This window comes from Streptomyces sp. NPDC034084 (assembly GCF_055575535.1).
This window is the reverse complement of sequence record NZ_JBVISK010000001.1, coordinates 756,383-779,945: the sequence shown is the minus strand read 5'-3', so window position 1 is coordinate 779,945 and position 23,563 is coordinate 756,383. Positions and strand designations below refer to the sequence as shown.

Sequence of the window (23,563 nt, the reverse complement as noted above, 5' to 3'; positions counted from 1 at the left end):
ACAATGGGGCTCATGCCTTCCGTACTGCCCGATGGTGAGACCGTTCCCGACGACGGGGCGCTGCCCCCGCGCGCCCTCGAAGGGGCCGGGGAGCGGCCGCTCGGGTTCTACCTGCACGTGCCGTACTGCGCGACGCGCTGCGGCTACTGCGACTTCAACACGTACACGGCGAGCGAGCTGCGCGGTACGGGCGGGGTGCTCGCCTCCCGTGACAACTACGCCGAGCAGGTCGTCGAGGAGATCCGGCTCGCCCGGAAGGTCCTCGGGGACGACCCGCGGCCCGTGCGGACCGTCTTCGTCGGCGGCGGCACGCCGACGCTCCTCGCCGCCGGGGACCTCGTACGGATGCTGGGGGCCGTCCGGGACGAGTTCGGGCTCGCGGACGACGCCGAGGTGACGACGGAGGCCAATCCGGACTCCGTGAACCCGGCCTACCTCGCCGAGCTGCGCGCCGGCGGCTTCAACCGGATCTCCTTCGGGATGCAGAGCGCCCGGCAGCACGTCCTGAAGATCCTCGACCGCACGCACACGCCGGGGCGGCCCGAGGCCTGCGTGGGCGAGGCGCGTGCCGCCGGGTTCGACCACGTCAACCTCGACCTCATCTACGGCACGCCCGGCGAGTCCGACGACGACTGGCGGGCCTCCCTGGAGGCGGCCATCGGGGCCGGGCCGGACCACGTCAGCGCCTACGCCCTGATCGTCGAGGAGGGCACGCAGCTCGCCCGGCGCATCCGGCGGGGTGAGGTGCCCATGACCGACGACGACGTGCACGCCGACCGCTATCTGATCGCGGACTCCGTCCTCGCCGAGGCCGGTTTCGAGTGGTACGAGGTGTCCAACTGGGCCACCTCCGAGGCCGGGCGCTGCCTCCACAACGAGCTGTACTGGCGCGGGGCCGACTGGTGGGGGGCCGGGCCCGGCGCCCACTCGCACGTCGGTGGCGTCCGCTGGTGGAACGTGAAGCATCCCGGCGCGTACGCCGCGGCGCTCGCGGGGGGCCGGTCGCCCGGCGCCGGGCGGGAGCTGCTGTCGGACGAGGACCGGCGGGTGGAGCGGGTCCTCCTCGAGCTGCGGCTGCGGGAGGGGTGCCCGCTGGACATCCTGCGTCCGCGGGGCCTCGCGGCGGCGGAGCGCGCCCTGGCCGACGGACTCCTCGCGGCGGAGCCGTACGCGTCGGGGCGGGCGGTCCTCACGCTGCGGGGACGGCTGCTGGCCGACGCGGTGGTGCGGGACCTGGTGGACTGAGGCGGGCCCGCTCGCGCGGGGCGGTTCGGCCGGGCCGGCGCGCCCGGTGCGGGCAGTCGGTCCGCTGTCGACGACACACCCGGACCAACGAACGACAGTTTCCGACGAACTCGTCCGACCTTTCGCCGTGGGGCAGTTGGGCTACCCTCCTTCCTCGTGGACCAGTTGACCGCTGAAGACCCGCACCACATAGGCCCCTACCGTCTCATCGCCCGCCTGGGCGCCGGCGGCATGGGCCGGGTCTACCTCGCCCGCTCCGAAGGCGGGCGCACTGTCGCGGTCAAGATGGTGCAGACCGAGTTCGCCCGACACGCCGAGTTCCGCTCACGGTTCGCACGCGAGGTCACCGCGGCGAAGCGGGTCGGTGGGGGCTGGACCGCGGCCGTGCTCGACGCGGACACGGACGCGGAGAGACCCTGGGTCGCGACGCAGTACATTCCCGGGCCCGATCTGCACGCCGTCGTGGCCGAGCAGCACGGGCCGTTGCCCGAGCGGTCGGTGCGCGTCCTGGCCAACCGGCTCGCGCTCGCCCTGCGGGCCATCCACGAGGCGGGCCTCGTCCACCGCGACCTCAAGCCGTCCAACGTCCTGGTCACCGTGGACGGGCCCCGGGTCATCGACTTCGGTATCGCCCGCGCGCTGGACAGCATCAGCGGCGACAGTCTGCAGACCCGTACGGGCATGGTGATCGGCTCGCCCGGTTTCATGTCCCCGGAGCAGGTGCGGGGGGTCCACGTCACCCCCGCCTCCGATGTGTTCTGCCTGGGTTCGGTCCTCGCCTACGCCGCCACGGGGCGCCAGCCCTTCGGGGCGACCGGCAACGGGCTGCACGCCCAGTTGTTCCGGGTCGCCGAGGAGGAGCCGGACCTGGACGGGCTGCCGGAGGCGCTCCTCGGACTCGTACGGGAATGCCTGCAGAAGGACCCGGCACGACGCCCCACGCCGGAACAGGTCGCCGCCCGCACCGCCACAGAAGACGCCGACGAATGGCTGCCAGGCGCGTTGCTCGGCCGACTGGGGCGACACGCCGCACAGTTGCTGGACTTCGACCCGCTGCGCCCGCACACGGCCCTCGTGCCGGCCCAGGGCCCCGTTCCGCCGGTATTGGCCCGGCCCGCGCCCGCGCCCCGGCCCGTTCAAGCGCCCGCATCACCCCAGCCCGTCCGAGCGCCTGAGGCATCCCCGCCGGACGCGCTCGCGTACGCGCCCACGGTCGGGCCGGGACACGACGAAACGGCAGGCTCCCACGGCCCGACGCAGCCCCCGGACCCGCCGGGTCGCCCGGCCGTCGTGGCGGGGGTGGCAGTCGTCGTGGTACTCGTCGCCATCGGCGGACTGCTCGCGCTCCGCCCGTGGCTGGACGGCCGGCGCGGGACGGGGGAATCACCGTCGCTGAGCGCTCCGAAGACGTTGCAGGGGAGCTGGGAGGCGACCCTCGACAGGGAAAGCGGCGGCCTCCCCATAGAGGGGCTGACCGCACGCCTGCTCGTCGACGCGAAGGGCACCGTCGAGTACTCCCTGCTGAGCAGGGACCGGCTGTGTGTCTGGGACAGCACCATCACCGACTCCAGAAGCGACGCGATCAAGCTCGGCACGAGTCGGCTGAAGAGCGCGAGCCCCAAGTCGGAGGCGGATCGTTGCGAGGACAACAGCGAGGACTACGGTTCTTCCACCCAGGACGGCACGGGGGCGTTCGTGGCCTCGTGGAACGGGACGTACGAGTGGGAGGACGACCCGGGGTACTACGACTACGGCAACGACGGGAAGACCTCCTACCAACCTGACACGTTCACGAAGGCATCGTCCGCCAAGGGCGCGCTGCCGGAGAACTATCGGGGTTCGTGGGGCGGCCGGGGGCAGGACGGCACCTACCGCTTCGAAGTCACGATCGGCGAAGGGGCGACGAAACGCGACATCCGCCTCGTGTCCACCAGCGTGATGGGGGAGAGGTGCGCGTACAAGGCGCAGGTGTTCTCCCAGGAGTCGGCCCGGCTCCGCACCGCGCCCGCGGAGCTCGCGGACAGCAAGCAACCGACCGGCTGCGCCGATAGCGCCCCCTCGTTGACCTTCTGGGAGAGCGAGGAGAAGGGGAAACGGAAGCTGTCGTACGAGCCCATCGGCGGCGCGGACACCCCCCTCTTCGAAGCCGGGCACTGGGTGGGACAGCTGACCCCCCGGGGCACCTAGGGGCTGCCGCCGCGCCGCTCCCGGGGCGTGCGTGCCCACGCGCGGGCGGCTCAGGGGGCCGTGACGAAGTCGATCAGTTCCTCCACTCGGCCCAGGAGCTCCGGTTCCAGGTCCTTGTAGGACGTCACGCGTTCGAGGATCGCCTGCCAGACCGCGCCCGTGTTGTCCGGCGGCCAGCCCAGGGCGCGGCAGACGCCCGTTTTCCAGTCCTGGCCGCGCGGGACCGCCGGCCAGGCCGGGATGCCCAGGGCGGAGGGCTTCACGGCCTCCCAGACGTCGATGTACGGGTGGCCGACGACCAGGACGTCCGGGGAGGTCACCTGCGCGGCGATCCGCGACTCCTTGGAGCCCGGGACCAGGTGGTCCACCAGGACGCCGAGGCGGGCGTCCGGCGCCGGGCCGAACTCCGCGACGATCGCCGGCAGGTCGTCGACGCCGTCCAGGTACTCCACGACCACGCCCTCGACGCGCAGGTCGTCGCCCCAGACCCGTTCCACGAGCTCCGCGTCGTGGCGGCCCTCGACGTAGATGCGGCCCGCCCGCGCCACGCGCGCGCGTGCGCCCGGGACGGCGACCGAGCCGGAGGCCGTACGGGTGGGGCGCGCCGGACCGCCCGACACCGGCCGTACCAGGGTCACGACCTTGCCCTCCAGGAGGAAGCCGCGCGGTTCCAGCGGGAAGACCCGGTGCTTGCCGAAGCGGTCCTCCAGGGTCACCGTGCCCGCCTCGCAGCGGATCACCGCCCCGCAGAAGCCCGTGGTGACCTCCTCGACGACCAGGTCGGGGTCCGCCGGGACCTGCGGGACGGGCGCCGACTTCTTCCAAGGGGGCGTCAGATCCGGGTTGTAGCTGCGCATTCGGGCGACGTTATGACACCGAGAAGCGGCGTGCCAGTTCATCGCGCTGTGCCCGTACGAACGTGGCGTCCACCACCGCCCCGTGCCCCGGCACGTACGCCGCGTCCTCGCCGCCCAGGGCGAGCAGCCGGTCCAGGGCGTCCGGCCAGCGCGACGGGATCGCGTCCGGGCCCGCCTGCGGTTCGCCCGACTCCTCCACCAGGTCCCCGCAGAAGACGACCTCGCGCGTGCCCGGGACGCAGAGCGCCAGGTCGTGGCCCGAGTGTCCGGGGCCCACGTTCGCCAGGAGCACCTGGCGGTCGCCCAGGTCGAGCGTCCACTCGCCCGAGACCACGTGCCCCGGCGCCACCAGGACGTCGGCCGCCGCCTCCGCCTCCGCCGCGTCCAGACCCTGCCGTACCGCGTCCCCGCGCAGCTCCTCCCGGGCCCGGGCGCCGCCCAGGAGGTCGTCCGAGCCCACCGCGCCGAAGACCTCCGCGCCCGCGAAGACCGCCGTGCCGAGGACGTGGTCGAAGTGGGGGTGGCTGAGTGCGATGTGTGTCACCTTCCGGCCGCCCGTGAGCTCCGCCACCTGCGCCCGCAGCGCGGCGCCCTCCGCGAGCGAGGACCCCGTGTCGTACAGCAGCACCGCCCGTGTGCCCAGGACCAGGCCCACCGTGGCGTCCCACCGGGGCAGCCGTCGCCGGCCCACTCCGTCCGCGAGCCGCTCCCACCCGTACGCTTCCCAATCGATGTCCATGGGGCGACGCTAACCGGTGGGGACGCCGCCTCCTTGCCAGGAGCGACGCCCGCCGCCGTACACTGGCCGGGGATCGCTGGCACTCGGACTGGGCGAGTGCCAAAAGCGGAGCAACCGGAACGTCGACGACAGCTGGAGGTGCGCACGATGCTCAGCGAACGCAGACTCGAGGTTCTGCGCGCCATCGTCCAGGACTACGTCGGTACGGAGGAGCCCGTCGGCTCCAAGGCGCTCACGGAGCGCCACAAGCTCGGCGTGTCGCCCGCCACCGTGCGCAACGACATGGCCGTGCTCGAGGAGGAGGGGTACATCGCCCAGCCTCATACGAGCGCCGGGCGCATCCCCACCGACAAGGGCTACCGGCTCTTCGTCGACCGGCTCGCCGGCGTCAAGCCGCTGTCGACGCCGGAGCGCCGCGCGATCCACAACTTCCTCGACGGAGCCGTCGACCTCGACGACGTCGTCGGGCGTACGGTACGGCTGCTGGCCCAGCTGACCCGCCAGGTCGCCGTCGTGCAGTACCCCTCGCTGACCCGCTCGACCGTCCGGCACGTGGAGCTGCTCTCGCTGGCCCCCGCCCGCCTGATGCTCGTCCTCATCACGGACACCGGCCGGGTGGAGCAGCGCGTCGTCGACTGCCCCGCGCCCTTCGGCGAGACCTCGCTCGCCGACCTCCGGGCCCGGCTCAACAGCCGGGTCGTCGGCCGCCGGTTCGCCGACGTGCCGCAGCTGGTGCAGGACCTTCCCGAGTCCTTCGAGGAGGCCGAGGACCGCGCCACGGTCTCGACCGTGCTCGCGACCCTCCTCGAAACGCTCGTCGAGGAGCACGAGGAGCGGCTGATGATCGGCGGCACCGCCAATCTCGCCCGCTTCGGACAAGACTTCCCCCTGATGATCAGGCCCGTCCTGGAGGCTCTGGAGGAGCAGGTCGTGCTCCTCAAGCTGCTCGGCGAGGCCAAGGAATCGGGCATGACCGTACGAATCGGGCATGAGAACGCCCACGAGGGGCTGAGCTCCACGTCCGTCGTCTCGGTCGGCTACGGTTCGGGCGGCGAGGCAGTCGCCAAACTCGGCGTGGTCGGACCGACCCGCATGGACTACCCCGGAACGATGGGAGCGGTACGCGCAGTGGCACGTTACGTCGGACAGATCCTGGCGGAGTCGTAAGTGGCCACGGACTACTACGCCGTACTCGGCGTGCGCCGCGACGCTTCCCAGGACGAGATCAAGAAGGCGTTCCGGAGGCTCGCGCGCGAGCTGCACCCGGACGTCAATCCCGATCCGAAGACGCAGGAACGCTTCAAGGAGATCAACGCCGCCTACGAGGTCCTGTCGGACCCGCAGAAGAAGCAGGTCTACGACCTCGGCGGCGACCCGCTGTCGGCCTCCGGCGGCGGTGGCGCGGGCGGCGGCTTCGGAGCCGGTGGCTTCGGCAACTTCTCCGACATCATGGACGCCTTCTTCGGCACGGCCTCGCAGCGCGGCCCGCGCTCGCGCACCCGCCGGGGCCAGGACGCCATGATCCGCCTGGAGATCGACCTCAACGAGGCGGCCTTCGGCACGACCAAGGACATCCAGGTCGACACGGCGGTCGTCTGTACGACCTGCTCGGGCGAGGGCGCCGCACCCGGCACCTCCGCGCAGACCTGTGACATGTGCCGCGGCCGCGGCGAGGTCTCGCAGGTCACCCGGTCCTTCCTGGGCCAGGTCATGACCTCCCGCCCCTGCCCGCAGTGCCAGGGCTTCGGCACCGTCGTCCCGACCCCGTGCCCCGAGTGCGCGGGCGACGGCCGGGTCCGCTCCCGCCGCACGCTCACGGTCAAGATCCCGGCCGGTGTCGACAACGGCACCCGGATCCAGCTCGCGGGCGAGGGCGAGGTCGGCCCCGGCGGCGGCCCCGCCGGCGACCTGTACGTCGAGATCCACGAGACCCCGCACGAGACCTTCCAGCGGCGCGGCGACGACCTGCACTGCACGGTCACCATCCCGATGACGGCGGGCGCGCTCGGCACCAAGGTGCCGCTGCAGACCCTCGACGGCGTCGAGGAGATCGACATCCGGCCGGGCACGCAGTCCGGCCAGTCGATCCCGCTGCACGGGCGCGGCGTCACGCACCTGCGGGGCAACGGCCGGGGCGACCTGATCGTGCACGTCGAGGTGACCACCCCGAGCAAGCTCGACGCCGAGCAGGAACGGCTCGTGCGCGAGCTGGCCAAGCTGCGCGGCGAGGAACGGCCCACGGGGCAGTTCCAGCCGGGGCAGCAGGGGTTGTTCTCGCGGCTCAAGGACGCGTTCAACGGGCGGTAGGCGCTCGGCTGGGGGTCCGGGGGTCGTCCCCCCGGGTCATCAGCACGGTCGGCCGGGGCAGCAGGGGTTGTTCTCGCGGTTCAAGGACGCGTTCAACAGGTGCTGATGTACGGGACCGGAAAAGGGGCGGCGCTTCGGCGCCGCCCCTTTTCCGTGCCCTCCCGGCGGCATGACACGATGCCCATATGTCCACCACCGCACTGAACGATCTCTCTCGTTTTCCGATCGTGCAGGCCCCCATGGCGGGTGGCGCCTCCTCTCCCGAGCTCGTCGGAGCCGTCTGCGAGGCCGGGGCGCTCGGCTTCCTCGCCGGGGGGTACAAGACGGCCGGCGGCCTCTACCAGGAGATCAAGCGGGTGCGCGGGCTCACCGCACGCCCCTTCGGTGTCAACCTCTTCCTGCCGCAGGACGGGCGGCCCGCCGACCCCGCCGCCGTCGAGGTCTACCGTCACCAGCTCGCGGGCGAGGCCACCTGGTACGACACCCCGCTCGGCGAGACCGACGACTCCCGTGACGACGCCTACGACGCCAAGCTGGCGATCCTCCTGGAGGACCCGGTCCCCGTCGTCTCCTTCACCTTCGGCTGCCCCCCGCGCGAGACGTTCTACGCCTTCGACCGCGTCGGCACGTACACGATCGTCACCGTCACCTCCGCCGACGAGGCCCTCGCCGCGCAGCGGGCCGGCGCCGACGCCGTCTGCGTCCAGGGCGTCGAGGCCGGCGGCCACCAGGGCACGTTCCGCGACGACCCGGCCGAGGACGGCGCCCCCGGCACCGGGCTCCTCGCCCTCGTCACCCAGGTCCGTGAGGCCGTCGCGCTGCCGATCGTCGCCGCCGGAGGGATCATGCGCGGCGCCCAGATCGCCGCGGTCCTCGCCGCCGGCGCCGAGGCCGCCCAGCTCGGCACCGCCTTCCTGTGCTGCCCCGAGTCGGGCGCCCACCCGCTGCACAAGCGGGCCCTGACGGACCCGCTGTTCACCCGGACCGCCCTCACCCGGGCCTTCTCCGGGCGCCCGGCGCGCGGCCTCGTCAACCGCTTCATGCGCGAGCACGGGCCGTACGCCCCCGCCGCGTACCCCGAGATCCACCACCTCACCGCCCCGCTCCGCAAGGCCGCCGCCACCGCCGGCGACGCCCAGGGCATGGCCCTGTGGGCCGGCCAGGGCCACCGTCTCGCCCGCGAACTCCCCGCCGGGCAGCTGGTCGAGGTGCTGGCCGCCGAACTCGACACCGCCCTCTCCGGGCTCGCCCACAGGAGCGCCTCATGACCGCACCCGTCTTCGTCGTCGCCACCGTCCCCGGGGCCGGGAGTTTCCTCCTGGACGGGCCCGAGGGGCGGCACGCCGTCTCCGTGAAGCGGCTGCGGGCCGGGGAGGCGCTCGTGCTCGCCGACGGGCGGGGCCGCTGGGCCGAGTGCGTGGTGGTCTCCGCCGAGGGCAAGGACGAGCTGACCGTGCGCGTCGACGAGGTCCACGAGGACCCCGAGGAGGAGCCGCGGATCACCGTGGTCCAGGCGCTCCCCAAGGGCGACCGGGGCGAACTCGCCGTCGAGACCATGACGGAGACCGGCGCGGACGCGATCGTGCCCTGGGCGGCCTCCCGCTGCATCACCCAGTGGAAGGGCGACCGGGGCCTCAAGGCGCTCGCCAAGTGGCGGTCCACCGCGCGCGAGGCCGGCAAGCAGTCGCGCCGCACCCGCTTCCCCGAGGTGACCGACCTCATGACGACCAAGCAGGTCGCCGCCCTCCTCGCGGGCGCCGACTTCGCCGCCGTCCTCCACGAGGACCGCGGCCACCCCAGCGGGGCGCTCGCCACCGCCGAACTCCCCGCCAAGGGCTCGATCGTCCTCGTCGTCGGCCCCGAGGGCGGGGTCTCCCCGGACGAGCTCGCCGCCTTCGAGGCCGCCGGCGCGAAGCCGTACCGCCTCGGCCGCAGCGTCCTGCGCACCTCGACGGCCGGGACGGCGGCGACGGCCCTGGTCCTGGGACGCACGGGCCGCTGGAGCTAAGCCGTCCCCGTCCCCGTCAGGGTGTCGTAGAGGGGCCAGGCGTCCTCCTCGCGGACGCCGTGGGCGGTGGGAAGGAGGCCGCGGGCCCCGGCCTCCTCCAGGAACCGGCGTACGACACCGGGCTCGTTCAGGTTCAGGATGTCGCCGCCGGCCGAGGCCACGTCGCCCAGGCCGAAGGGATACCCGGCCACGATGCGGCCTGGGCCGCCCCGGAAGACCAGCCGGAGCTGCGCGTGGCGGTGCTCCGCGCGGCGCAGCGAGAGCACCGTCCGGCAGTCGGGGTGACGGTGCCGGACGTTCCACAGCCACACCGTGCCGTCCACGCTCAGCCTGCGCGGCGCGCCTTCCCGTCTCATGCCGCGCACCCTACGCCCCGCGCCCTGCCGCACCCGGTGGACAGCGGCCCCCAGGTGCTCCTTAGGCTGACCGCATGGCCGACGAGTCCCCTCTGATCCGCAGTCTGCGCGCCGCCGTGGCCGCCGCCCCGGGTGACGTACCCCTGCGCCTCCACTTCGCCGAACTCCTCCTCGCCGAGGGGCTGGGCGAGCAGGCCGTCGCGGAGGCGGCCGTCGCGCTCCAGCACGCGCCCGGCGACGCGGACGCCCGCGCGCTGATGGTCCGCGCGATGGGCCTGCCCCCGGCCGCCGCGCCGGCTCCGGAGCCCCCGGCCGCTCCCCGGCCCGCGGAGACGGAGAGGCCGGCACCGGTTGCCGAGGAGCCCGCCGAACCCGTCCCGGCTCCTGAAGAGCCCGCCGCGCCTTCCCCCTCCTTCGACTGGGACGCCGCCGAACAGCAGGTCCAGGACCTCGTCGGGCCCCGGTTCCTGGAGGAACCGCAGGCCGACGGCGGGGAGGGCACCGCAGGGGACGCCGACGCCTGGGACGTCGACGCCCCCGGCACCGTACGCCTCGCCGACGTCGGCGGCATGGACGAGGTCAAGGAACGCCTGGAAGCCGCCTTCCTCGCCCCCATGCGCAACCCCGAACTGCGCAGGCTCTACGGCAAGTCGCTCCGCGGCGGCCTGCTCCTCTACGGCCCGCCCGGCTGCGGCAAGACCTTCATCGCGCGGGCCGTCGCGGGCGAACTCGGCGCCAACTTCCTCACCGTCTCGCTCTCCGACGTCCTCGACATGTGGATCGGCGCCTCCGAGAAGAACATCCACGACATCTTCGAGACCGCCCGCCGCCAGGCGCCCTGCGTCGTCTTCCTCGACGAGCTGGACGCCCTCGGCGCCAAGCGCTCGCGCACCCACCACAGCGGACTGCGCAACGTCGTCAACCAGCTCCTCACCGAGCTCGACGGCATCGCGAGCGGCGCCGGCAACGAGGGCGTCTTCGTGCTCGCCGCGACCAACGTGCCCTGGGACGTGGACATCGCGCTGCGCCGCCCGGGACGCCTCGACCGCACCCTGCTCGTGCTGCCGCCGGACGCCGCCGCCCGCGAGTCGATCCTCCGCTACCACCTGCGGGAACGCCCCATCGAGGCCGTCGACCTCGGCAAGCTCGTCAAGGCCACCGAGGACTTCTCCGGCGCGGACCTCGCCCACGTCTGCGAGACGGCCGCCGAGGCCGCGCTCCTCGACTCCGCCCGCACCGGCTCCGTACGTCTGATCACCACCAAGGACCTGCTCGGGGCGGCCAAGCAGATCAAACCGTCCACGGAGCCGTGGTTCGCCGCCGCCCGGAACGTCGCCATGTTCGCCAACGAGGGCGGCCTGTACGACGACCTCCTCGCCCACCTCAAGCGGAAGCGCAAGCTGTGAGCCCGGCCGGCCCGTCCAGCTCGTCCACCGCGCTCGCCCGCGCCGAAGCGCTCTACGAGACCGGCCGTTACGCGCAGGCCGGCGAACTCGTCGCCCGGCACCTGGCGACCGACCCCGAGGACGCCGAGGCGCTCGTCCTGCTCGCCCGCTGCCATCACCGGGCCGGCGACCGGGCCGCCGCACTGGCCGCCGCCGACCAGGCGCTGCGGGCCGAACCCGAGCTGCTCGGCGGCTGGCTGATGCGCGTCCACATCCTCCTCGCCGACCGGCGGTTCCAGGAGGCGGAGGCCACCGCCCGGCACGCCGTCGCACTCGCCCCGAACCACTGGGGCACCCACTACGCGCTCGGCACCGTCCTCGCCGAGCACGCCGAACACACCCGCACGCGCGCGCGGACCGTCGAGGCGTACGAAGCGGCGCGGACCGCCGTCAGCCTCGCCCCCGAGGAGGACGCCGCCCACTTCCTGGTCGGCCTCACCGCCCAGCGGCGCGGCGACCACGCCACCGCGCAGCGGGCGTACGAGACGACCCTGCGCCTCAACCCGCAGAGCAGCGAGGCCCACAACAACCTCTCGCTGCTGCGGCTGCGCCGCCGCTGGTTCCGGCGCGGGGCCTGGACCCAGGCCGCCGAGGGCTTCGTCGCCTCCGCCGCGCTCGACCTCCAGGACCGCAAGGCCCGCTACAACCTGGAGGCCATGGCCTGGAACACCGCCGCGGGGGCACGCTGGGTCGCCCTCCTCGGCTTCCTCGCCTCCGCCGTCGCCATCGCCGCGATCCCCGGCCGCGCGACCTGGGCCGACGCGGCCGTCCCGCTCCTGGTCGGCGCCGCCGTGCTCCTCGGCGCCTGGACCGGATGGGCGGTGTGGATGGCCCGCCGGGTGCCGCCCCGGCTGCGCCGGCCCCTGCTCCTCGTGGCGCGGGGCTGCCGGCCCGTGCTGTTCATGGCGGGGGCCGTCGGGCTCCTCGGCCTCTACTCGCTCGCCTCGCTCGCCCTGTGGTCCTTCGACCCCGGGGTGGTGAGCGGATTCGGCACGCCCCTGTTCTGGGGCGTGGTCGTCACGTACTGGGTGAGCCGCTCGGCGCTCAACCGCCGCGCGCCGAAGGACTGAGGCGTGCCGGTCCCCTGTCGGAGGCGGCGGATAGCATGAGCGCGTAGTGATCGTCAGTGATCGGCATCAGACCGAGGAGGTCCGGGACATGGCCGGAGAGCCGCAGAGCGACTGCCTGTTCTGCAAGATCGCGGAAGGGGACGTGCCCGCGACGATCGTGCGCGAGACGGAGACCACCGTCGCCTTCCGCGACATCAACCCGCAGGCACCCACACACGTCCTCGTGATCCCGCGCGTCCACTACCCCGACGCCGCCTCCCTGGCCGCCGCCGCGCCGACCGTCGCCGCCGACATACTGCGCGAGGCGGGCGAGGTCGCCGCGCAGGAGAAGATCGACGGCAGCGGCTTCCGGATCGTCTTCAACACCGGCGCGGGCGCCGGCCAGACCGTCTTCCACGCCCACGCGCACGTGCTGGGCGGCCGCGGTCTCAACTGGCCCCCCGGATAGCCCGTGTCCGTCCGCGAACTGGTCGTCCTCGGAACCGCCAGCCAGGTCCCCACCCGGCACCGCAACCACAACGGCTACGTGCTGCGCTGGGACGGCCGGGGCATCCTCTTCGACCCCGGCGAGGGCACCCAGCGGCAGATGCTGCGGGCCGGGGTCGCCGCGCACGACCTCGACCGGATCTGCGTCACGCACTTCCACGGCGACCACTCGCTCGGCCTCGCAGGGGTGATCCAGCGGATCAACCTCGACCAGGTCCCGCACCCGGTCACCGCCCACTACCCGGCGAGCGGGCAGCACTTCTTCGAGCGGCTGCGGTACGCCACGGCCTACCGCGAGACCGTCCGGCTGACCGAGTCGCCCGTCGCCGCCGACGGGCCGCTCGCCGTCACCGACGACTTCACCCTGGACGCCCGCCGGCTCTCCCACCCCGTCGAGTCCTACGGCTACCGGATCACCGAGCCCGACGGGCGCCGCCTGCTGCCCGAGAGGCTCGCCGCGCACGGCATCGAGGGCCCCGACGTCGGCCGGATCCAGCGCGAGGGCAGCCTGAACGGCGTCACCCTCGACGACGTCAGCGAGGTCCGGCGCGGGCAGCGGTTCGCCTTCGTCATGGACACCCGGCTCTGCGAGGGAGTGCACGCCCTCGCCGAAGGCGCCGACATGCTCGTCATCGAGTCGACCTTCCTCGACGAGGACGTCCGGCTCGCCACCGACCACGGCCATCTGACGGCCGGCCAGGCCGCCGCCGTCGCACGCGACGCGGGCGTACGGCACCTGGTCCTCACCCACTTCTCGCAGCGCTACTCCGACCCCGCCGCATTCGAACGCCAGGCGCGGACCGCCGGGTTCGACGGCGAGCTGAGCATCGCCCAGGACCTCATGAGGGTCCCCGTACCGAAACGAACGTGACCATGCCCGTACCCAAGGCCGAACTGCACCTCCACATCGAAGGCACCCTCGAACCCGAGCTGGCCTTCGCGCTCGCCGCCCGCAACGGCGTCACCCTGCCGTACGCGGACACCGCCGCCCTCCGCGAGGCCTACCGCTTCAGCGACCTCCAGTCCTTCCTGGACCTCTACTACGGCCTGATGGCCGTCCTGCGCACCGCCGAGGACTTCACCGAGCTCGCCGACGCCTACCTGGCGCGGGCCGCGGCCCAGGGCGTCCGGCACGCCGAGATCTTCTTCGACCCGCAGGCGCACACCGCCCGCGGCGTACCGATCGGCACGGTGATCGAGGGCCTCGGCGCCTCCCTCGACCGCGCCGAGGAGCGGTACGGGATCTCCACCCGGCTCATCCTGTGCTTCCTGCGCGACGAGTCGGCCGAGTCCGCGCTCGCGACCCTGGAGGCCGCGAAGCCGTACCTGCACCGGATCACCGGAGTCGGCCTGGACTCCGCGGAGGTCGGCCACCCGCCGGCCAAGTTCCGCGAGGTGTACGAGGAAGCCGCCCGGCTCGGCCTCCGCCGCGTCGCCCACGCGGGCGAGGAGGGCCCCGCCGCCTATGTGCGCGAAGCCCTGGACGTGCTCGGCGTGGAGCGGATCGACCACGGCCTCCGCTGCATGGAGGACCCGGAGCTCGTCGACCGGCTGGCCCGCGAGCGGGTGCCGCTCACGGTCTGCCCCCTGTCGAACGTCCGGCTCCGCGTCATCGACACCCTCGCCGACCATCCGCTCCGGGCCATGATGTCGTCGGGTCTGCTCGTGACCGTCAACTCGGACGACCCGGCGTACTTCGGGGGGTACGCGGGGGACAACTTCGACGGGGTGCGGGACGCGCTGGGCCTGACGCCGGACCAGCTCCGCGAGCTGGCGCGGAACTCGTTCGAGGCGTCGTTCCTGGAGGACGACGAGCCGCGCAGGACGCGGTACCTGGCCGAGGTGGAGGCGTACGAGTTCGGCGCGGAGTAGCCGGGTCCGGGTCACGGGAGGGGACGGGGGAGGACCCTCACCCCCGGTCCGACGGCCTCGCCAGACCGAACGCCGACCGTGTCGGCCGGCGGCCGGACGACCGGACCCGGATCGGCGTCACCGTGAAGCCCGCCGCGGGGGCGTTCGCCTGGCGGGCGACCGCCGTCATGGGGGCCGCGACGAGCAGGAGCAGGGCGCAGAGGACCAGGCCCATGCCCGGGTAGCCCGCGTGCTCGGAGAGCAGGGAGCCGGTCACCGGGCCGCAGGCCACGCCGAGGGAGGAGGCCGAGCCGACCATGACCGCCCAGCGGCCGCGCGGATCCAAGGAGGCGGCCAGGCCCAGGAGGTAGGACAGGACGACCGGGTAGACGGCGTTCCACAGGATCTCGCCGGTCGCGAAGGTGGTGAGGTTCCCGGCGGACGAGCTCAGCCACACGCAGCCCGCGATGATCACCGTGCCCATGCCGATGGGGACCGCCCGGCCCAGTCGTGAACCGAGCGCGCCCGCCGCCGTGACACCGGCGAGGCCCGCGCCGAGCGCCGCCGCGAAGACCGCGCCGACGGTGACCTCGGAGAGGCCGGCCTGGGTGAGGCCGATCCGGCCGCTGACGCCCCAGAGGGCGTTCTGCGCGAGGGACCAGCACAGGATGCCCCCGGCGAGCACGGCACCGGTCCGCCGGTGCGGCAGGGGGCCGGAGGCGCCCGTGGCCTCCCGGACGGGGTGCGCCGTGGCGGGCAGCCGGCCCGTGACCGGCCACACCAGGACCGCCGCGCAGGCGATCGCCACGAGCGGCGGAGCATGGCCGGAGCCCAGGCGCGGAAGGGTCAGGTAGAGGGCGCCGGCCACCGCCGAGACCGTGAGCAGACCGAGGGTGGACGCGCGGTGCGGGTCGCGCCGCCCGGCGATCCCGGTCACGGCCACGGCCGTCGCCGTCCCCGAGCCGAGGCCCCCGAGGACCGCGCCCGCGACCACCAGCGGCACGAGGCCGGTCGCGGCGGCGGAGCCGTACCCGACGGCCATCGCGAGCAGGCCCGCGCGGGCGGCCCGGCGCGGCCCGGTCCGCCCCCCGCGCGCGGCGAGCGTGAAACCGGCGGCCGAGGAGCCGAGGAGGAGGGCGGAGCCGACCAGGCCCGCCTGGGCGGGGGTGAGGCCGAGTCCGGCGGAGAGGCGGCCGACGACGGTCGGCAGCAGGTACGGCGCGAGGTAGCCGGCCGCGAAGAGCGAGACGAGGGCGACGAGGGCGGCGGGGGCGACAGGGCCCCCCGCGCCACGAGTCCGCGAGGACATGGGCGTTCCCGGGAACAGAAGGGGAGGGGTGGAGCGCCCGGTGGTGTGCGCGGGGACACGGGGTCGCGGGATCATGTGTATCAAGCGGGAGACCGGCACGAGAAGACGGTTTCCACCGGTGGGAGCCGTGATCTGAGTCACTATGGGTTTGCCGGATGGTTTCGCGGGTATGCAAGGCGCCTTCTTGTGCGCCCCGCCCGTCACTCCACCCCCATCGGGCACACTGATCTGATCCGCACACGACCGGGGAGCCTGCCGTGACCACAGCAAGGGGAGAGCAGCCGCAACACGACGCCGGGGTCGACCCGTTGGTGTGCCTGCGCGAGCCCACCGACCCGGCGTGCGACGTCTTCCTGACCGGCACCGTCTTCCTCGACATCATCTTCACCGGACTCGACTCCGCACCCGTGCGCGGCACCGAGTCCTGGGCCCGGGGGATGGGGTCGAGCCCCGGCGGGGTCGCCAACATGGCCACCGCCCTCGCCCGGCTGGGCCTGCGGACCTCACTCGCCGCCGCGTTCGGCGACGACCACTACGGCGAGTACTGCTGGGACGCCCTGGAGCAGGGCGAGGGCATCGACCTGTCGCTCTCCCGCACCGTCCCCGGCTGGCACTCCCCGGTCACCGTCTCCATGGCCTACGAGGGCGAACGCACGATGGTCTCCCACGGCCACGAGGCCCCGCCGCTCGACGGCGCCCTGCCCGCCTACCCGCCGCACGCGCGCGCGGCCGTCGCCTCCCTCGTGCCCGGCCGCTCCGAGGCGTGGGTCGCCCAGGCCGCCCGCGGCGGCGCCAAGGTCTTCGCCGACGTCGGCTGGGACGACACCGGCCGCTGGGACCTGGCCGGTCTCACAGACCTCCAGCACTGCGAGGCCTTCCTGCCCAACGCCGCCGAGGCGATGCGCTACACCCGCACCGACTGCCCCAGGGCCGCCGCCCGAGCCCTCGCCGACAAGGTGCGCTACGCCGTCGTCACGCTCGGTTCCGAGGGCGCCTACGCCGTCGACGGTGCCACCGGCGAGACCGCCGAGGTCCCCGCGATCCAGGTCTCCGCCCTCGACCCCACCGGCGCCGGGGACGTCTTCGTCGCCGGCTTCGTCACCGGCACCCTCGCCGACTGGCCGCTCGCCGACCGGCTCGCCTTCGCCGGCCTGACCGCCGCGCTGTCCGTGCAGGAGTTCGGGGGGTCGCTCTCCGCCCCGACCTGGGGTGAGATCGCCGCCTGGTGGCAGCACGTCCAGGGCCACGCCCGGCAGGACCCCGAGGCGCTGCGCGGCCGCTACGCCTTCCTGGAACGGCTCCTGCCCGCCCCCGCCCGCGCCTGGCCGCTGCGCAGGGCGGTGCCGACCATCGGCTTCCGCGCGGGCGCCTCGTAAACCGCTACGGCCTTGTCCGACCCGAGTCGTAGGCTTGGTAACCCAGAGGCCGTCGAGCGGCGACGGCCCTGCAACGGGAGGTGTGTGCAGGCCACAGTGCCGGCCCATGACTCAGACACCCACATCCCAGAACGGCGCGCCCGGCGAAGCCCGAGCCCACTTCACCGTCCCGGCCAAACACCCGATGGTGACCCTGCTCGGTTCCGGCGACGCGCTGCTCCGCGTGATCGAGCGGTCCTTCCCGCAGACGGACATCCACGTCCGGGGCAACCAGGTCAGCGCGGTCGGCGACGCGGTGGAAGTCGCCCTGATCCAGCGACTGTTCGACGAGATGATGCTGGTGCTCCGCACCGGTCAGCCGATGACGGAGGACGCAGTGGAACGCTCGATCGCCATGCTCAGGGCGAGCGAGAACGGAACGGCGGAGGGCGGCGACGAGACCCCCGCCGAGGTGCTCACACAGAACATCCTCTCCAGCCGGGGACGCACCATCCGTCCCAAGACGCTCAACCAGAAGCGGTACGTCGACGCGATCGACAAGCACACGATCGTCTTCGGCATCGGCCCCGCCGGCACCGGCAAGACGTATCTCGCCATGGCGAAGGCGGTCCAGGCCCTGCAGTCCAAGCAGGTCAACCGGATCATCCTGACCCGGCCCGCCGTCGAGGCGGGCGAGCGGCTCGGCTTCCTGCCCGGCACGCTCTACGAGAAGATCGACCCGTACCTGCGGCCGCTCTACGACGCCCTGCACGACATGCTCGACCCCGACTCGATCCCCAAGCTCATGGCGAGCGGAACGATCGAGGTCGCGCCGCTGGCGTACATGAGGGGTCGCACCCTTAATGACGCCTTCATCATCCTCGACGAGGCGCAGAACACGAACCCCGAGCAGATGAAGATGTTCCTCACCCGCCTCGGCTTCGACTCGAAGATCGTCATCACCGGTGACGTGACCCAGGTCGACCTGCCGAACGGGACGAAGAGCGGTCTGCGGCAGGTCCGGGACATCCTGGACGGCGTCCAGGACGTGCACTTCTCGACGCTCACGTCGCAGGATGTCGTCCGGCACAAGCTCGTCGGCCGTATCGTCGACGCGTACGAGCAGTACGACAGCCGCAACGGGAAGTAGTACAAAAGCACCATGTCGATCGACGTCAACAACGAGTCCGGTACCGAGGTCGACGAGCAGGCGATCCTCGACATCGCCCGCTACGCGCTCGCGCGTATGCGCATCCACCCGCTCTCCGAGCTCTCGGTGATCGTCGTGGACGCGGAGGCGATGGAGCAGCTCCACATCCAGTGGATGGACCTGCCCGGACCCACGGACGTGATGTCCTTCCCCATGGACGAGCTGCGCCCGCCGGCGAAGGACGACGAAGAGCCCCCGCAGGGGCTCCTCGGCGACATCGTGCTCTGCCCCGAGGTCGCCACCCAGCAGGGCAAGGACGCGCCGACGCAGCACTCCATGGACGAGGAGCTCCAGCTCCTCACCGTCCACGGGGTGCTGCACCTGCTCGGGTACGACCACGAGGAGCCGGACGAGAAGGCCGAGATGTTCGGGCTCCAGGCGGCGATCGTCGACGGCTGGCGCGCGGAGAGGGGCCTCACCGGCCCGTCCCCGGCGCCCACCGTCTCCTGATCGCCGATGGACCCCTCGCTGATCTTCGGCGCGGTCGCGCTGGTCGTCGTCGCCTGGCTCGCCGCCTGCGCCGAGGCCGGTCTCGCCCGCGTCACCAGCTTCCGCGCCGCCGAGGCCGTCCGGTCCGGGCGGCGCGGGGCGGAGAAGCTCGCCCAGATCGCCTCCGACCCGACCCGCTATCTCAACGTGGCGCTGCTCGTCCGCGTCGCCTGTGAGATGGCGGCCGGCGTCCTCGTCACGTACGCCTGCCTGGAGGCGTTCCCGCAGACCTGGGAGGCCCTCCTCGTCGCGATGGCCGTCATGGTCCTCGTCTCGTACGTGGCCGTCGGCGTCTCGCCGCGCACCATCGGCCGCCAGCACCCGCTGAACACGGCGACCGCCGCCGCGTACGTGCTGCTGCCGCTGGCCCGGATCATGGGCCCGATCCCGCAGCTGCTCATCCTCATCGGCAACGCGCTGACCCCGGGCAAGGGCTTCCGCAAGGGCCCCTTCGCCTCCGAGGCCGAGCTGCGGGCCATGGTCGACCTGGCCGAGCAGGAGTCGCTGATCGAGGACGAGGAGCGCCGGATGGTGCACTCCGTCTTCGAGCTGGGCGACACCCTCGTCCGCGAGGTGATGGTGCCCCGGACCGACCTGGTCTGCATCGAGCGGTACAAGACGATCCGTCAGGCCCTCACCCTCGCGCTGCGCTCCGGCTTCTCCCGGATCCCGGTCACCGGGGAGAACGAGGACGACATCGTCGGCATCGTCTACCTGAAGGACCTGGTCCGCAGGACCCACGTCAACCGGGACTCCGAGGCCGACCTGGTGTCCACCGCGATGCGGCCCGCCGCCTTCGTGCCCGACACCAAGAACGCCGGTGACCTCCTGCGCGAGATGCAGCAGGAGCGCAACCACGTCGCCGTCGTCATCGACGAGTACGGCGGCACGGCCGGCATCGTCACCATCGAGGACATCCTCGAGGAGATCGTCGGCGAGATCACCGACGAGTACGACCGGGAGCTGCCGCCCGTCGAGAAGCTCGGCGACGACCGCTACCGGGTGACCGCCCGCCTCGACATCGGCGACCTCGGCGAGCTGTACGGCTTCGGCCCCGACGAGTACGACGACGAGGACGTCGAGACCGTCGGCGGTCTCCTCGCCAAGGCGCTCGGCCGGGTCCCGATCTCGGGCGCCAAGGCGGTCGTGGAGCTGCCGGACGGGCGCTCGCTGCGGCTGACCGCCGAATCGTCCGCCGGCCGGCGGAACAAGATCGTCACCGTGCTCGTGGAACCGCTGGAACCCGAGGAGTAGCCGGAATGACCCCCGACGAGCTGCGCGCCTTCTGCCTGGACTTCAACGACGCGGCGGAGGATTTCCCCTTCGGCCCGGACACCTCCGTCTTCAAGGTCGCCGGGAAGATGTTCGCGCTGTCGTGGCTCGGCGGCGACCCGCTGCGGGTCAACCTCAAGTGCGACCCGGACGAGGCGGTACGGCTCCGCGAGGAGCACCCGGCGATCGCCCCGGGGTATCACATGAACAAGCGGCACTGGAACACCGTGACCGTCGGAGAGCTCCCGGACCGGCTGGTCCGGGAGCTCGTCGAGGACTCGTACGACCTGGTGGTCGCGGGTCTGCCGAAGGCCGTACGGCTCCGCCTCGACCGGCCGTAGTCCAGGACCGGCGCCGCAGGCCGAGGGCGACAGTTCAGGACCGGCGCCGCAGGCCGAGGGCGACCACGACCGCCGCGCCCACCACGATCGCCGCGTCGAGGGCGATGACCGTACGCACCCCGGCGAACAGGTCGGAGCCGGTGGTGGCGAGGACGCCGAGCAGCGGGATCCCGACGGTGAGACCGACCTGCTGGGTGGTGGTGACCAGACCGGTCGTGAGCCCCTGCTCCTCGTCGCGTACGCCGGAGGTGACGGTCACGCCGTAGGCGATGATCGCGCCGAGGTGCAGCATCGACGCCAGGGAGACGACCACGGTCGCCAGGACCGCGCCGGACTCCCGGCCGATGCCGAGCAGCGCGGCGGTGAGCAGGCCCTGTCCCGCGAGCGAGACCACCAGGGTGCGGTGGGCGCCGAACCGGCCGATCACCTTCGGGGTGACCATGCCGGCGAGGACCGAGAACGCCCCCTGGACGCCGAAGACGATGCCGGAGGCGAAGGCCGAGAGGCCGAGGGTCTCCTGCAGGTACAGGGTCAGCACGAAGACGATCGTCGACATCATCGAGAAGGTGACCAGACCGCCCACGTTGCCGAAGGCGACGGTACGGCGGCGCAGCACCGGCAGCGAGACCAGCGGGGCCGGGTGCCGGGACTCGATCACGCCGAAGGCCACGAGCAGCAGCACACCGAGGGCGAGGGCGACCGGGACGTCCACGCCGCCGAAGCCGCGCTCGGCCGCCGTCGTGAGGGCGTAGATCAGCGCGAGCAGGCCGCCGGTGACGGTCAGCGCGCCGGGCACGTCGAGGCGGGGCCGCTCGGGGGTGCGGGACTCGGGCAGCAGGCCCGGGGCGAGCGGCAGCACGATCAGGGTGAAGACGGCGAGCAGGCCCATCGTGGAGCGCCAGCCGAGGGTGTCGGTCATGACACCGCCGAGCACCATGCCGATGGTGAAGCCGAGGGACATCAGGGTGCCGGAGATGCCGAGCGCCCGGGCCCGCAGCGGGCCCTCGGGGAAGGCGGTGGTGAGCAGCGCCATGCCGGTCGGCACGATCGCCGCCGCGCCGAGGCCCTGGAGGGCGCGGCCGGCGAGGAAGGCGCCGGGGCTCCAGGCGAACGTGGCGAGCAGGGAGGCCGCGCCGAAGAGCGCCAGGCCGGAGAGGAAGAGCTTCTTGCGGCCGAAGAGGTCGCCGATCCGGCCGAAGAGGAGGAGGAAACCGCCGGAGGGCAGTGCGAAGGCGGTGACCGCCCACTGGAGGGCGGACGGGTCGAAGCGGAGGTCGGCGCCGAGGACGGGCAGGGCGACGTTCAGGACGGAGAAGTCGAGCGCCACCATGAACTGGGCGGCGCACAGCACGAAGAGGACGAGCCGGTCGCGGCCGGTGAGGGCCGGGGGAGCGGCCGGGGTGGCGGCGGGGGCGGTGGGGAGAGTGGTCGTCGTTGCCATGCGTCCACCTTCGGCGGGCGGGAACAAGGCTGGGGAGCGGGAACTTATCCTGTTGGTCGCACCACCAGGCACCGCACCAGGCGCCAGCAGGCACCGCACCAGGCGCCAGCAGGCACCGCGCCAGGTGCCGCACCCGGCATCCACCATGCGTCCAGGGGGAGGAAGCACACGTGGCCACCGCTCTCGAGAGCACCAGCGCGAAGCAGCACCGACTCGGCGAACTGCGCGAGTTCCTGATGAGCCGTCGGGCCCGGGTGAGCCCGGCCGAGGCGGGGCTCCCGGACGGCGGCGCGCGCCGCCGCACCCCGGGCCTGCGCCGGGAGGAGGTCGCCGTCCTCGCGGGCGTCGGGGTCTCCTGGTACCAGTGGCTGGAGCAGGGCCGGGACATCACGGTCTCCCCGCAGGTCCTCGACTCGGTCGCGCGGGTGCTGCGGCTGAGCCCGGCAGAGCGGCGCCATCTGTACGTCCTGGCGGCGCTGAACCCGCCGGCGCTCGAACCGGCCCCCGAGGACCGGGACATGTGCGACGGGCTGCGGCGGCTCATCGACGCGTGGATGCCGTTCCCGGCGCACATCATGGACCAGTACTGGAACACGGTGATGTGGAACGACGCGGCGGCGATCGTGCTCGGCATGCGCCAGGAGATCGTGCAGAACTGCCTGATCGCCTTCTTCACGGACCCGCTGTACCGCTCGCGGTCGACCCGCTGGGAGGAGCTGGCGCCGAAGGTCGTCGCGCAGTTCCGCTCGGCGTGCTCGGAGTGCCCGGACGACGAGGGTTTCCAGGCGGTGGTCGAGGCGGCCACGGAGGCGAGCCCGGAGTTCGCGGAGCTGTGGAGGCGGCGGGACATCCTGCCGGGCGGCCAGAACCGCAAGGAGATGGAGCACCCGCTGGTCGGCACGCTGGTCGTGGAGGCCACCCAGCTCAGGGTCCCGGCCCGCCCGGACCTGGTCATCGTGATGCACACGCCGCTCCCGGAGGCGGACACGGCCGAGAAGCTGGAGTGGCTGGTGTCGCCGGAGGGGCGCCGCGGGGCGATGTACCCGGTCGCGGGCTGATCATCCTCACGGATCTATGCTCGGCCCATGACACTCAGCAGCGAGCACGGCGACCTCGGCGCCGAGGACCTCAAGATCATCACCCTTGCGCGGAGCGCCCGCGCCCGGAACGGCGTGCCCGAGGGCGCGGCCGTCCGTGACGAGACGGGCCGCACCTATGTGGCCGGCACCGTGGAGCTGGAGTCGCTCAAGCTGAGCGCGCTGCGGACCGCGGTCGCGATGGCGGTGGCCAGCGGGGCCCAGTCGCTGGAGGCGGCGGCCGTGGTGTCGAACGCCGAGGCCGCCTCGGACGAGGACCGCGCGGCCGTACGGGACCTGGGCGGGCCGGAGACCCCGGTGCTGCTCGCGGGTCCGGACGGGCAGCTGCGGGCGGCCGTCACCGCGGGCTGATGAACGGATCAGGGCGGCGGGGGGGGGAGAGGGGGGCGGGGACACCCCACCCCGATCCCCTTTCGCCTCCCTTCTTTCTTTTTGGCCCTCCCCCCACCCCCTCTCTCCCTTCCCCCCAGGTTCCCCTTCCCGGAAAGCATGGCTCCC

General features: G+C 73.1%; 23 protein-coding genes. 18 read left to right on the top strand and 5 right to left on the bottom strand.

The genetic code is table 11. The annotated features are described in order from the left end of the window. The first annotated feature begins 3 nt into the window (after positions 1-3). Together hemW and ACZ51I_RS03630 are read left to right on the top strand one after the other, a co-directional pair. A complete protein-coding gene (gene hemW, locus ACZ51I_RS03635) occupies positions 4-1,245 on the top strand; it encodes a radical SAM family heme chaperone HemW (RefSeq protein ID WP_468871253.1) in 1,242 nt (413 codons plus the stop codon). Positions 1,246-1,401: 156 nt separating this feature from the next. Continuing rightward, positions 1,402-3,432: a serine/threonine-protein kinase gene (locus ACZ51I_RS03630; RefSeq protein WP_468871252.1), complete on the top strand. Its 2,031-nt coding sequence runs from the start codon at positions 1,402-1,404 to the stop codon at positions 3,430-3,432. 50 nt (positions 3,433-3,482) lie between these two features. Here the strand turns inward: ACZ51I_RS03630 and ACZ51I_RS03625 are convergent, their stop codons facing one another. Together ACZ51I_RS03625 and ACZ51I_RS03620 are read right to left on the bottom strand one after the other, a co-directional pair. Then, positions 3,483-4,289 (bottom strand): DUF3097 domain-containing protein, encoded by an 807-nt coding sequence (locus tag ACZ51I_RS03625; RefSeq protein ID WP_468871251.1) that lies wholly within the window; start codon positions 4,287-4,289, stop codon positions 3,483-3,485. Positions 4,290-4,299: 10 nt separating this feature from the next. Continuing rightward, the gene (locus tag ACZ51I_RS03620) at positions 4,300-5,028 is read right to left on the bottom strand and encodes an MBL fold metallo-hydrolase (protein ID WP_468871249.1); all 729 of its coding nucleotides are present in this window, start codon (positions 5,026-5,028) and stop codon (positions 4,300-4,302) included. Positions 5,029-5,175: 147 nt separating this feature from the next. Between ACZ51I_RS03620 and hrcA the strand changes: the two genes are divergently transcribed. The 4 genes from hrcA to ACZ51I_RS03600 all read left to right on the top strand — a co-directional run bounded on the left by hrcA (position 5,176) and on the right by ACZ51I_RS03600 (position 9,343). Then, a complete protein-coding gene (gene hrcA, locus ACZ51I_RS03615; RefSeq protein ID WP_468871247.1) occupies positions 5,176-6,195 on the top strand; it encodes a heat-inducible transcriptional repressor HrcA in 1,020 nt (339 codons plus the stop codon). Continuing rightward, entirely contained in the window at positions 6,196-7,335 is a 1,140-nt protein-coding gene (gene dnaJ / locus ACZ51I_RS03610) for a molecular chaperone DnaJ (RefSeq protein WP_468871246.1), read from the top strand. Positions 7,336-7,520: 185 nt separating this feature from the next. Next, a complete protein-coding gene (locus tag ACZ51I_RS03605; protein ID WP_468871245.1) occupies positions 7,521-8,603 on the top strand; it encodes a nitronate monooxygenase in 1,083 nt (360 codons plus the stop codon). Further along, complete coding sequence (locus ACZ51I_RS03600; protein ID WP_468871244.1) at positions 8,600-9,343, top strand: 16S rRNA (uracil(1498)-N(3))-methyltransferase; 744 nt, start codon at positions 8,600-8,602, stop codon at positions 9,341-9,343. The genes ACZ51I_RS03605 and ACZ51I_RS03600 overlap by 4 nt, the downstream gene beginning before the upstream one ends. On the opposite strand, the gene ACZ51I_RS03595 is transcribed toward ACZ51I_RS03600, so the two are convergent. Next, a complete protein-coding gene (locus ACZ51I_RS03595) occupies positions 9,340-9,699 on the bottom strand; it encodes a hypothetical protein (RefSeq protein WP_468871243.1) in 360 nt (119 codons plus the stop codon). The genes ACZ51I_RS03600 and ACZ51I_RS03595 overlap by 4 nt on opposite strands. Before the next feature lie 74 nt (positions 9,700-9,773). Between ACZ51I_RS03595 and ACZ51I_RS03590 the strand changes: the two genes are divergently transcribed. The 5 genes from ACZ51I_RS03590 to ACZ51I_RS03570 all read left to right on the top strand — a co-directional run bounded on the left by ACZ51I_RS03590 (position 9,774) and on the right by ACZ51I_RS03570 (position 14,572). Next, a complete protein-coding gene (locus ACZ51I_RS03590) occupies positions 9,774-11,105 on the top strand; it encodes an ATP-binding protein (protein ID WP_468871242.1) in 1,332 nt (443 codons plus the stop codon). After that, positions 11,102-12,214, top strand: a complete 1,113-nt coding sequence (locus ACZ51I_RS03585; RefSeq protein WP_468871240.1) for a tetratricopeptide repeat protein — start codon at positions 11,102-11,104, stop codon at positions 12,212-12,214. The genes ACZ51I_RS03590 and ACZ51I_RS03585 overlap by 4 nt, the downstream gene beginning before the upstream one ends. An 88-nt stretch (positions 12,215-12,302) precedes the next feature. After that, positions 12,303-12,662 (top strand): histidine triad nucleotide-binding protein, encoded by a 360-nt coding sequence (locus ACZ51I_RS03580; protein WP_468871239.1) that lies wholly within the window; start codon positions 12,303-12,305, stop codon positions 12,660-12,662. A gap of 3 nt (positions 12,663-12,665) precedes the next feature. Continuing rightward, the gene (locus tag ACZ51I_RS03575) at positions 12,666-13,571 is read left to right on the top strand and encodes a ribonuclease Z (RefSeq protein ID WP_468871238.1); all 906 of its coding nucleotides are present in this window, start codon (positions 12,666-12,668) and stop codon (positions 13,569-13,571) included. 2 nt (positions 13,572-13,573) lie between these two features. Next, positions 13,574-14,572, top strand: a complete 999-nt coding sequence (locus tag ACZ51I_RS03570) for an adenosine deaminase (RefSeq protein WP_468871237.1) — start codon at positions 13,574-13,576, stop codon at positions 14,570-14,572. A 37-nt stretch (positions 14,573-14,609) separates the two neighbouring features. On the opposite strand, the gene ACZ51I_RS03565 is transcribed toward ACZ51I_RS03570, so the two are convergent. Beyond that, complete coding sequence (locus ACZ51I_RS03565; protein WP_468871235.1) at positions 14,610-15,860, bottom strand: MFS transporter; 1,251 nt, start codon at positions 15,858-15,860, stop codon at positions 14,610-14,612. A gap of 257 nt (positions 15,861-16,117) precedes the next feature. On the opposite strand from ACZ51I_RS03565, the gene ACZ51I_RS03560 reads away from it, so the two are divergent. From ACZ51I_RS03560 to ACZ51I_RS03540, 5 genes are all read left to right on the top strand, one after another. Further along, the gene (locus ACZ51I_RS03560) at positions 16,118-17,236 is read left to right on the top strand and encodes a carbohydrate kinase family protein (RefSeq protein ID WP_468871234.1); all 1,119 of its coding nucleotides are present in this window, start codon (positions 16,118-16,120) and stop codon (positions 17,234-17,236) included. 106 nt (positions 17,237-17,342) lie between these two features. Beyond that, positions 17,343-18,365 (top strand): PhoH family protein, encoded by a 1,023-nt coding sequence (locus ACZ51I_RS03555; protein ID WP_468871233.1) that lies wholly within the window; start codon positions 17,343-17,345, stop codon positions 18,363-18,365. A 12-nt stretch (positions 18,366-18,377) separates the two neighbouring features. After that, complete coding sequence (gene ybeY / locus ACZ51I_RS03550; RefSeq protein WP_468871231.1) at positions 18,378-18,875, top strand: rRNA maturation RNase YbeY; 498 nt, start codon at positions 18,378-18,380, stop codon at positions 18,873-18,875. Between the two features lie 6 nt (positions 18,876-18,881). Beyond that, positions 18,882-20,168, top strand: coding sequence for a hemolysin family protein (locus ACZ51I_RS03545; RefSeq protein ID WP_468871230.1), 1,287 nt, complete (start codon positions 18,882-18,884; stop codon positions 20,166-20,168). 5 nt (positions 20,169-20,173) lie between these two features. Then, complete coding sequence (locus ACZ51I_RS03540) at positions 20,174-20,527, top strand: MmcQ/YjbR family DNA-binding protein (protein ID WP_468871229.1); 354 nt, start codon at positions 20,174-20,176, stop codon at positions 20,525-20,527. A 34-nt stretch (positions 20,528-20,561) separates the two neighbouring features. Here the strand turns inward: ACZ51I_RS03540 and ACZ51I_RS03535 are convergent, their stop codons facing one another. Further along, entirely contained in the window at positions 20,562-21,968 is a 1,407-nt protein-coding gene (locus ACZ51I_RS03535) for an MFS transporter (RefSeq protein ID WP_468871228.1), read from the bottom strand. A gap of 236 nt (positions 21,969-22,204) precedes the next feature. Here ACZ51I_RS03535 and ACZ51I_RS03530 point away from each other — a divergent pair, with 236 nt between their 5' ends. Both ACZ51I_RS03530 and ACZ51I_RS03525 read left to right on the top strand, forming a co-directional pair. After that, positions 22,205-23,026, top strand: coding sequence for a helix-turn-helix transcriptional regulator (locus tag ACZ51I_RS03530; RefSeq protein ID WP_468871684.1), 822 nt, complete (start codon positions 22,205-22,207; stop codon positions 23,024-23,026). A gap of 27 nt (positions 23,027-23,053) precedes the next feature. Continuing rightward, the gene (locus ACZ51I_RS03525; RefSeq protein ID WP_468871227.1) at positions 23,054-23,416 is read left to right on the top strand and encodes a cytidine deaminase; all 363 of its coding nucleotides are present in this window, start codon (positions 23,054-23,056) and stop codon (positions 23,414-23,416) included. The last annotated feature ends 147 nt before the right edge of the window (positions 23,417-23,563 follow it).